The organism is Mycobacterium sp., from assembly GCF_046095365.1.
In the GTDB taxonomy this organism is placed as follows: domain Bacteria; phylum Actinomycetota; class Actinomycetes; order Mycobacteriales; family Mycobacteriaceae; genus Mycobacterium.
Genome location: NZ_JBJTJF010000050.1, coordinates 64,866 through 75,436, shown reverse-complemented (window position 1 = coordinate 75,436; position 10,571 = coordinate 64,866). Strand labels below are relative to the sequence as shown.

Here is a 10,571-nt window from a genome sequence, read left to right as displayed (position 1 = left end):
ACCTACCCGTCCACGCACGGGGTCTTCGAGACGGCCATCGGTGACATCTGCGCGGCCGTGCACGAGGCAGGCGGCCAGGTGTACGTCGACGGTGCGAACCTCAACGCACTCGTGGGTCTTGCCAAGCCGGGGAAGTTCGGTGCCGACGTCTCGCACCTGAACCTGCACAAGACGTTCTGCATCCCGCACGGCGGGGGCGGCCCCGGGGTGGGGCCGGTCGCGGGGGGCGCGCACCTGGCGGACGACCAGCCCGGTCATCGCGTCGCACCCGGTCTCCCGCACGGGCACCCGGTGTCGGGCGCACCCTACGGTTCGGCGTCGATCCTGCCGATCACGTGGGCCTACATCAGGATGATGGGGCCTCAGGGACTGCGCCAGGCGTCGCTGGCGGCGATCGCCTCGGCCAACTACATCGCCCGCCGCCTCGACGAGTACTACCCGGTTCTCTACACCGGAGAGAACGGCATGGTGGCCCATGAGTGCATCCTGGATCTGCGGCCCATCACCAAAGCCACCGGCGTCACGGTCGACGATGTGGCAAAGCGCCTGGCCGACTACGGATTCCATGCGCCGACCATGAGCTTCCCGGTGGCCGGCACGCTGATGGTCGAGCCCACCGAGAGCGAGAGCCTCGCCGAGGTGGACGCCTTCTGTGAGGCGATGATCGCCATCCGCGCCGAGATCGACAAGGTGGGCTCCGGTCAGTGGCCGGCCGAGGACAATCCGCTGCGCAACGCCCCGCACACCGCGGAGTGTCTCCTGACCGAGCGGTGGGACCACCCGTACACCCGCGAAGAGGCCGCCTACCCGCTGGGCAAGGGATTCCGGCCCAAGGTGTGGCCGCCGGTGCGGCGCATCGACGGCGCCTACGGCGACCGTAACCTGGTGTGCTCCTGCCCGCCGGTCGAAGCCTTCGCGTAACCGCCGGCGGCCGCCTGCCGTCCGCGCCCGACCGGGCTCAGGACAGCATCCGCGCTATCGCCGCAGCCAGATCGGGGGAGTCCGAGCGGGGCACCTCCTGGTAGTTGCCGCCGGTGAGTTGCGCCACCGCCTCCCAGGTCGGCCGATCCGGATCGCCGCCGAAGTCGATGACGTTGACGGCCACCCGGCGGTCGGGGTCCTGGGAATTCCTGATGAAGTCCTGCAATCCGGGACCGTCCAGCGTGCGGTCGGTGTGCGGGCCCTGGGTGATCACCAGCACCGAGTTCGGTTGCCCGGGAACATAGTTGAGCAGGGCATCTCCGTAGGCTGCCCGCAGAGTGGTGAAAGACAGGCCGCCGCCGCTGGTCGGTGTCGTCGCATCGAGTACCCCGGCGATCTCCGCCGCGCGGGGCTGGGGCCCGAGCGGGTCACCCAGCGGGCCGGTCGGAACCACCGCACCGCTGTCGATCTTGTTGAAGGTCCACAACCCCACGGCGGCGTCGGGCGGCAGCGCATTGATCCGATCCCGCAGAGCGGCGGTGACGTTGAGCAGTCGCGGCCGGCCCGCCTCGTCGCCGGTGAGGCCCTCGTTGAGGACGATGGTCGTGGTCCCGCCCGCCGCCGGGCTGATCACCGCGGCCACCGCCGCGCGGGTCTGATCGTCGCCGGCCGGTACCGGGGCGGCCAGTTCGGGGAAGTCGACGACGCCGTTGGCCTCCGGGCCGGACTCGGCGTCCGGCGCCCGGAAGCCGACCTCGGCCAGATCGGCCTGCTGCCCCGGCTTGCGCATGAAACGGGCGAACTCGCTGGCCGCGGCCACCTGCTCCTCGGCCAGCCACGGCCCGGACATCAGCACGGTCGGGTAGTCGGCGACGGCGACCGGGCCGGCGGGCAGCCACCCCGCGACGGTGCCGGCGGCATCTCCCATGCCGGCCGTGCGGGAGAACAACTGCTGTTCGGTCATGGCCACCGCGTGCACCGGGGCCGCGGCCGGGGCCTGCGGACCGGTCAGGGCCTGCCAGGCCTGGTCGGCGGTGTTGTCCGGAAGTCGTGGCTGCCCGGCGATCAGGGTGCGCACCGCGTCGAGTCCGGCGGTGGGGGGTGTGGTCGGTGGCGCCGCCGCCGTCGCCACCGCTTCGGCTGCCAGGTAGGCGGCGTCGGCGGAACCGGTCGTCGGCAGGGCCAGTCGCAACGCGCCCCAGCCGGCCAGGCCGCGGCCATCCAGCGCTGCGGGATCGGACTGCAGTCCGGGCAGTGCGGCCCAGCCGTCCTGCCCCAAGGTGGCCTTGAGCTCGGGCGGGACCGCCAGCAGCACCGGCGAGGTGACCAGGGAACGGGCGTCGCTGACCACCTCCTTGCCGGCGGCGGCCTGTAGCCGGGCGGACTGGATCGAACTCGCGGGTAACCACAGGGCCGGGCGCTCGCCGAGCTCAGCAGGCCAGGAGCCGGTCAGTCCGTTGAGCACGGAGTCCGAATCGGACTGTGTGACAACAACGTTCGCGCACTTGTCGCCGACCGGCGTGGCCTCGTCGTTGAACCGCTCGGCAAAGGTGTTGATCGCGTCGGCAATCGAGGGGTCGGCGACCACGGCGACGTTCGCGGTCCCATGCAGACACTCACTCGCCGCGTCGGTTGACCGCCTGGACAGTGCGTCGCCGAAGAACCGCCACAGGACGAATCCCCCGGCCAGCACCACGACCGCGACCAGCGCGGCGATCACGCCGAGGCTCACTCCCCGGCGGGCGCCGTCCTCCCGGCGCCGGCGGCCCTGCCAGTCGCCGCGGCTCCTCGGTATCCGCCCGGACGGCGGACCGGAGGAATCCTCGGCGGGTTCCCCCTGCGGGATGCTGTGCCTGCCCATCAGTGACTCTCCCGCCTACCGGCCCAGGCTCGCCTTGAACTCGCGGCGGCGCCGGTGCAGGATCGGCTCGGTGTACCCGCTGGGCTGCGCGGCGCCGGACAGGATGAGCTCCTGGGCGGCCTGGAAGGCGATGCTGCCGTCGGGGTCGGGGGCCATCGGCCGGTAGTCCGGGTCACCGGCGTTCTGCTCGTCGACCACCTCCGCCATCCGCCGCAGGCTGGACTTCACGTCGTCGGCCGTGATCACACCGTGGCGCAGCCAGTTGGCCAGCAGCTGGCTGGAGATCCTCAGGGTGGCGCGGTCCTCCATCAACGCGACATCGTGGATGTCGGGCACCTTCGAGCAGCCCACCCCGGCGTCGATCCAGCGCACCACGTAGCCCAGGATCGACTGGCAGTTGTTGTCGACCTCCTCGTGGATCTCCTTCGTCGACCAGGCCAGGTCGCCGCGGGCCAGCGGAATGGTCAGCAGGTCATCAATGCCGGCGCGGGACCGTCCGGCAAGTTCCCGCTGCACCGCATACACGTCGACGTAGTGGTAGTGCATGGCGTGCAGGGTGGCGGCGGTGGGCGACGGCACCCAGGCCGTGGTGGCGCCGGCCCGGGGCTGAGCGATCTTCTGCTCCACCATGTCGGCCATCAGGTCGGTCATCGCCCACATGCCCTTGCCGATCTGTGCGCGCCCCGAGAAGCCGGTCTCCAGGCCCACGTCGACGTTCTGGTCCTCGTATGCCAGGATCCACGGCTGGGTCTTCATGGCCCCTTTGCGGATCATCGGGCCGGCCTCCATCGAGGTGTGGATCTCGTCACCGGTGCGGTCCAGGAAACCGGTGTTGATGAACACCACCCGGTCGGCGGCGGCCTTCACGCAGGCCTTGAGGTTCAGCGTGGTGCGCCGCTCCTCGTCCATGATGCCGACCTTGATGGTGTTCGCCGGAAGCCCCAGTACGTCCTCGACCCGGCTGAACAGCTCGCAGGTGTAGGCCACCTCGTCGGGGCCGTGCATCTTGGGCTTGACGATGTAGATCGATCCGGTTCGGCTGTTCTGGCCGCCCAGGCCATGCAGCGCGATCAGGCTGGTGAACAGGGCGTCCTGGATTCCCTCGTAGATCTCGCGGCCGTCGGCGTCGATGATGGCGTCGTTGGTCATCAGGTGTCCGACGTTGCGCACGAATAGCAGGCTGCGGCCCGGCAGAGTCAGCGGCGAACCGTCAGGGGCGGTGTAGCCACGGTCGGCGTTGAGCACCCGGGTGAAAGACCTGCCGCCCTTGCTGACCTCCTCGGCCAGGTCACCACGGTTGAGTCCCAACCAGTTTCGGTAGCCGAGCACCTTGTCCTCGGCGTCGACCGCGGCGACGGAGTCCTCGAAGTCCATGATCGTGGTGATGGCGGACTCCAGCACGACGTCCTTGATCCCGGCCGGATCGGTGGAGCCGATGGGGGACTCGCGGTCGAACAGGATCTCGATGTGCAGTCCGTGGTGGGAAAGCAGCACCGAGGCCGGGTCGGCCGGGTCGCCGGTGAAGCCGGCGAACAGAGCCGGCTCGGCCAGGCCGGTGACATCGCCGTTGGCCAGACCCACTTCCAGGCGGCCGTCCTCGACCAGGAAGCGGGTGGCGTCGCGATAACTGGCGTCCACCAACGGCACGACGTCGTCGAGGAAGCGCCGGGCGTAGGCGATAACCCTCTCGCCGCGGACGGTGTTGTAGCCGCTGCCGCGCTCCGCGCCGCCCTCCTCGCTGATGACGTCGGTCCCGTACAGCGCGTCGTAGAGGGAGCCCCATCGGGCATTGGCGGCGTTGAGCGCGAACCGCGCGTTGAGGATCGGCACCACAAGCTGCGGTCCGGCCGTGGAGGTGATCTCCGGGTCCACGCCGGATGTGGTGATGGTGAAGTCCGCGGGCTCGTGATCCAGATACCCGATCTCGGCGAGGAAGCGGCGGTAGTCGGGGCCGTCGAAACCCCCCACCACGCGCTGGCGATGCCACCTGTCGATCCGGGCCTGCAGGTCGTCGCGACGGGCCAGCAGTTCGTCGTTGCGCGGCGTGAGGTCACCGACCACCTTGTCCACGCCGGCCCAGAAGCTGTCGGGGTCGACGCCGGTGCCCGGCAGGGCCTCGTCGGTGATGAAGTCGTAGAGGCTCTGTGCGACTCGCAGATTGCCCACGACCACCCGGTTCGTCATCCAATCCTCCCGCGTAATCCCTCGCGCACGTCGGCTGTCCACAGGGTCGTCTGATCCTATCCGGCGGCGGAGTGCCTCCCGGCGCTGCGCCGGGGTCCTACTGCCGGTGGGCGCTGTCGCGAACGGTTCCGACCAGGTCCGCTACCAGATCCTCCAGTGTGACCATGCCGCACACCGCGCCGTCCTCGGCGGTGAGCAGGGCCAGGTGGCTGTTGGTGTCGCGCAGTCGTGACATCGCCTCGGCCAGCGGCATGGCAGCCGATAACCGCGGCAGCCAGCGCACCGAGGAGGCGGCGAGCGCCGCGCCGGGGTGGTCGATCAGATCCAGGGTGTCCTTGATGTGGACGAACCCGATGAAGCCGCCGCCGGTGTCGGTCACCGGGAAACGGGAGTAACCGGATTCGGCCAGGGCCGCCTCGATGGCGGCGACGCTCGGGCCGCTGCCAGCTGCGGCGACGGGCACCGACCTGATGCCGGCCAGCGGCATGCCGACATCGCCCACCGCCCGGGTGCGGATCTGCAGCGCCCGGGACAGCCGCATGTGCTCCTCGGGGTCGAGCAGACCCTCCGAGCGCGACTCGGCGATCATCTCGGCGAGTTCCACCATGGAGACGGTGTTCTCCAGCTCGGTCTTGGCCTGGACGCCCATCAGCCGCAGGACGGAGCGTGCGCACCAGTCGTAGACGGCGATCACCGGCCGGGTTGCCTTGACCCAGAGCAGGTAGGGCGGGACCAGCAGCATGGCGACCTTCTCCGGCCCGGCCAGCGCGATGTTCTTGGGCACCATCTCGCCGAGCAGCACGTGCAGGATCACCACCACGGTGATCGCCACCACGAAGGACACCGTGTGCACCACCGCGACGGGGACTCCGAACAGGTCGAACACCGGCTCAAGCAGATGGGCCACCGCGGGCTCGCCGACGCGGCCCAGGATGATCGAACCGATGGTGATGCCCAACTGTGCGCCGGCCAGCATCACCGCCAGGTTCTCACCGGCGCGGATCACCGTGACGGCGCTTCGCTTGCCCTGTTCGGCCAGCGCTTCCAGCCGGTCGCGGCGAGCGGAGATCAGCGCGAACTCCGCGCCGACGAAGAAGGCGTTGGCCGCGATCAGCAGCACTGTCAGGATCAGTGCGAAGAACTCACCCACCGTTGCCCCCCTCCGGTACGGCGACTTTGACCAGGTCGAGCAGGTCGATCCGGCGTCCGTCCATCCGGACCACGGTGGCCCGCCAGCGCTGCGGGTGGTCGAGGGCGTCGGGCTCGAAGGCGGTGAGTTCCACGGAGTCGCCTTCGGCCGGTATCTGCCCGAGAACATGCATGACCAGGCCGCCGATGGTCTCGTAGTCGCCCTCGGCGCCGCGGAAACCCGTGGAATCGGCAACCTCGTCGATCCGGAGCAGGCCCGAGACCCGGTGCCCGCCGGTGATTTTGACAACTTCGGGATTCAGTTCGTCGTGCTCGTCGCGGATATCGCCGACGATCTCCTCGATCAGGTCCTCGCCCGTGACCACGCCGGCGATGCCGCCGTACTCGTCGGCGACGAGGGCGGTGTGCATGGCATTGCCGTGGATCTCCTCCATCAGCGCGTCGCCGTCCAGTGTCGAGGGGACTACCGGCACGGTCAGTGCCAGAGCGCCGAGCCTGGTGCCCACCCGTTCGGCGTGGGGTATGGCGAAGATCTGCTTGATGTGCACCACCCCGACGGTCTCGTCGAGATCGCCGCGGGTCACCGGGAACCGGGAGTGGCCGGTTCGGCGCGCCTTCTCCAGCAGTTCGGCGACGGTGTCGTCGGCATCGAGCGACACGACCTTGGACCGCGGGGTCATGAACTCCTCGGCGGTTCGGGCGCCGAACAGCAGCGACCGGTCCACCAGGTTGGCGGTGGGCTGGTCCAGCGAGCCCTGCTTGGCCGAGGTGCGGACCAGGGAGACCAGTTCCTGCGGCGAGCGAGCCGAACTGAGTTCGTCGGCGGGTTCGATGCCGAACCGGTGCAGGACCCGGTTGGCGACGCCGTTGGTCAGCCGGATCAGCGGGGTCACCGCGGCGGAGAAGAACACCTGCGGGCCCGCCACGACGCGTGCGGTGGGCAGTGGGACGGCGATCGCCAGGTACTGGGCCACCAGTTCGCCGAACACCATCGACACCGATGTCGCGATGAGCAAGGCCAGGACCAGCGCCACCCCGTCCACCCAGTAGCCCGGCACCCCGGCGGCCGTCAGCAGCGGGGCGATCAGCCGGGCGATGACCGGTTCGGCGAGATAGCCGGTGATCAGGGTGGTGATCGAGATGCCCACCTGGGCGCCGGAGAGCTGGAACGAGAGCGTGCGGTGGGCCTTCTGGACCATGCGGTCTCGCGGGCCGCCGGTGCGCGCGTTGGCGTCGACGGTGCTGCGCTCCAGGGCGGTCAGCGAGAACTCCGCGGCCACGAACACCGCGGTGCCCGCGGTGAGCAGCGCGAAGGCGAGCAGGCTCAGCAGGACGGAGACGACGCTCACCCGCGCTCCGTCCGCCGCACCAAGATCTCATTCGGGGCCTGCGGCACGCCGACCCCTTCCCGCTCGCAGAACAGAGTTCCAATCCTAGCCGCGCGCAGCGGCGTCGGGGTCGGCAATCCGCGCCGGGTCACCAGCCGGCGGGCAGCGGGTGGCCTTCGGCGAACCCCGCCCCGGATTGCACCCCGAGGACCGCCCGTCCGTGTAGCTCGCCCAGCGTGGCGGCCCCCACGTAGGTGCAGGCGCTGCGCACCCCGGAGGTGATGTGGTCCAGCAGGTCCTCAACCCCGCCGCGGGCGGGGTCCAACGCCATCCGTGATGAGGAGATGCCCTCCTCGAACAGCGCCTTGCGGGCGCGGTCGAACGGGCTGTCGGCGGAGGTGCGGGCGGCGACCGCCCGTTTGGAGGCCATGCCGTAGCTCTCCTTGTAGGGCTGGCCGTCACGGTCGAACATCAGATCCCCAGGCGATTCGTAGGTGCCGGCGAACCATGACCCGATCATCACATTCGCCGCGCCCGCGGCCAGTGCCAGCGCGACGTCGCGGGGATGACGCACGCCACCGTCAGCCCAGACATGGCCACCGAGTTCCCTTGCCGCCGAGGAGCATTCGAGGACGGCCGAGAACTGCGGACGGCCGACTCCGGTCATCATCCGAGTTGTACACATGGCGCCCGGGCCGACTCCGACCTTGACGATCGAGGCGCCCGCGGCCAGCAGGTCCCGGGTTCCCTCGGCCGAGACCACATTGCCGGCCACGAGCGGGATGTCCAGGCCCAGGGCAGCGACCGCCTTGATGGCGTCGAGCATCTTGACCTGATGGCCGTGCGCGGTGTCGATCACCAGCACGTCGATACCGGTCTCGGCCAGTGCTGCGGCCTTGGCGGCGACGTCGCCGTTGATGCCGACGGCCGCAGCCACCCGCAGTCGTCCGCCGGCGTCGACGGCGGGGGAGTAGATGCCGGCCCGCACCGCCCCGGTACGGGTGAGCACCCCGCCCAGCGAGCCGTCCGGCGCGGTGAGCACCGCGACCCCGACCGGGTTGTGTTCGAGCAGTTCGAAGACCCGGCGCGGCTCGGTGGCCAGCGGCGCGGTGACGAAGTCGGTCAGCGCGACGTCGCGGACCCGGGCGAAGCGGTCCACACCGACGGTGGCGGCATCTGTCACCAGCCCTATCGGCCGGCCGGCCGGGTCGACCACCACCGCCGCGCCGTGCGCGCGCTTGTGTATGAGCGCGACCGCGTCGGAGACCGAGTCCTCGGCATCCAGGGTGACCGGGGTGTCGGCCACCAGATGCCGGCTCTTGACGAAGTCGACGGTCTGGCGCACCGCGTCGGCGGGGAGGTCCTGGGGGAGCACCACGATGCCGCCGCGGCGGGCCACCGTCTCGGCCATCCGCCGGCCCGCCACCGCCGTCATGTTGGCCACCACCACCGGGATGGTGGTGCCGGTGCCGTCGGAGGTGGACAGGTCGACGTCGAAACGGGAGTCGATCTCCGAACCGTTGGGGACGATGAAGACGTCGTTGTAGGTCAGGTCGTGGTCGGGACGGTGACCGTCGAGGAAGCGCACCTGCTGAGCCTAACGGCCCCGCCCCGCAGCGCGAGCAGACGCGGAAGTCCCGCGGCCGGGCTCGGGGACGGTGGACTGCGGAGTCAGACCTGGACTTCGGTGTGGTCGCCGCTCCACTGGGTGTGGAAGCGCGCCGCAGGCTCGGCGTCGATCCGGCCGTAGGTGTGGGCGCCGAAGAAGTCGCGCTGGCCCTGGACCAGCGCGGCCGGCAGCCGTTCGGCGCGCAGGCCGTCGTAGTAGGACAGCGCCGAGGCGAAACCGGGGATGGGGATGCCCAACTCGGTGGCGGTCACCACCACGCGGCGCCATCCGTCGACGCCGGACTCCACGGCGCTGCGGAAGTACGGGTCGGCGATCAGCGTCGGCAACGCCGGGTCGGCGTCGTAGGCGTCCTTGATCCGGTTGAGGAACTTGGCCCGGATGATGCAGCCGCCGCGCCAGATGGTGGCCAGATCGCCGGGCCTGATATCCCAGCCGTACTCATCGGACCCGGCCTGGATGTGGTTGAAGCCCTGCGCGTAGGCGATGATCTTCGAGGCGTACAGGGCCTGGCGGACGTCTTCGATGAATTGCTCTGCATCCGCGGGTTTCTCGCCGAGCTTCCCGGAGGCGAAGCCGGCCACGGCCCGGCGCTGGGGCACCGATCCGGACAGTGCGCGGGCGAACACCGCCTCGGCGATGCCGGTGACCGGCACGCCCAGGTCCAGCGCGGACTTGACGGTCCAGCGGCCGGTGCCCTTCTGTTCGGCTTCGTCGACGATCACGTCCACCAGGGGCTTGCCGGTCTTGGCGTCCACCTGGCGCAGCACCTCGGCGGTGATCTCGACCAGGAAGCTGTCCAGATCGCCGGCGTTCCATTCGGTGAACACCTCGGCGATGTCCCGGGCGCTCAGACCGAGGCCGTCGCGCAGCAGCTGATAGGCCTCGGCGATGAGTTGCATGTCGGAGTACTCGATGCCGTTGTGCACCATCTTGACGAAGTGCCCGGCGCCGTCGGGTCCGATGTGGGTGCAGCAGGGCACGCCGTCGACGTGTGCGGAGATCTCCTCCAGCAGCGGGCCCAGGGACTCGTAGGACTCCTTCGGGCCGCCGGGCATGATCGACGGCCCGTTGAGCGCTCCCTCCTCACCACCGGAGATCCCGGCTCCGACGAAGTGCAGGCCGCGATCGGCCATCGCCTTCTCCCGCCGGATGGTGTCGGTGTAGAGCGCGTTGCCGCCGTCGATGATGATGTCGCCCGGCTCCATCGCGTCGGCCAACTCGTTGATCACCGCGTCGGTGGGCTCCCCGGCCTTGACCATGATCAGCACCCGGCGCGGGCGCTCCAGGGCGGCGAGGAACTCCTCGACGCTCTCCGACCGCACGAACTTGCCCTCCGAACCGTGTTCGGCCAGCAGCGCATCGGTGCGGCCGATCGACCGGTTGTGCAGCGCAACGGTATAGCCGTGCCGGGCGAAGTTGCGGGCGATGTTGGAACCCATGACCGCCAGCCCGGTGACGCCGATCTGCGCGGTCGCCTTTTGCGAAGAGCTCATTGGAA

General features: G+C 70.0%; 6 protein-coding genes and 1 pseudogene. 1 reads left to right on the top strand and 6 read right to left on the bottom strand.

All coding sequences use genetic code 11. From position 1 onward, the window contains the following. Window positions 1-921, top strand: a pseudogene (locus ACKOQ4_RS03755) (glycine dehydrogenase (aminomethyl-transferring)); the annotation flags it as partial. 37 nt (window positions 922-958) lie between these two features. On the opposite strand, the gene ACKOQ4_RS03750 reads toward ACKOQ4_RS03755, so the two are convergent. The 6 genes from ACKOQ4_RS03750 to gnd all read right to left on the bottom strand — a co-directional run bounded on the left by ACKOQ4_RS03750 (window position 959) and on the right by gnd (window position 10,566). Further along, a complete protein-coding gene (locus tag ACKOQ4_RS03750; RefSeq protein WP_526288945.1) occupies window positions 959-2,782 on the bottom strand; it encodes a vWA domain-containing protein in 1,824 nt (607 codons plus the stop codon). A 15-nt stretch (window positions 2,783-2,797) separates the two neighbouring features. Next, window positions 2,798-4,966, bottom strand: a complete 2,169-nt coding sequence (locus ACKOQ4_RS03745; RefSeq protein ID WP_526288943.1) for a malate synthase G — start codon at window positions 4,964-4,966, stop codon at window positions 2,798-2,800. 97 nt (window positions 4,967-5,063) lie between these two features. Next, window positions 5,064-6,116 carry a CBS domain-containing protein gene (locus ACKOQ4_RS03740; protein ID WP_526288941.1) on the bottom strand — a complete coding sequence of 351 codons (1,053 nt, stop codon included), beginning with the start codon at window positions 6,114-6,116 and terminating at the stop codon, window positions 5,064-5,066. After that, window positions 6,109-7,464 (bottom strand): CNNM domain-containing protein, encoded by a 1,356-nt coding sequence (locus tag ACKOQ4_RS03735; protein ID WP_526288939.1) that lies wholly within the window; start codon window positions 7,462-7,464, stop codon window positions 6,109-6,111. The genes ACKOQ4_RS03740 and ACKOQ4_RS03735 overlap by 8 nt, the downstream gene beginning before the upstream one ends. A gap of 127 nt (window positions 7,465-7,591) precedes the next feature. Then, window positions 7,592-9,031, bottom strand: coding sequence for a GuaB1 family IMP dehydrogenase-related protein (locus ACKOQ4_RS03730; protein ID WP_526288937.1), 1,440 nt, complete (start codon window positions 9,029-9,031; stop codon window positions 7,592-7,594). Window positions 9,032-9,114: 83 nt separating this feature from the next. Continuing rightward, entirely contained in the window at window positions 9,115-10,566 is a 1,452-nt protein-coding gene (gene gnd, locus ACKOQ4_RS03725) for an NADP-dependent phosphogluconate dehydrogenase (RefSeq protein ID WP_526288935.1), read from the bottom strand. Window positions 10,567-10,571: the final 5 nt, after the last annotated feature.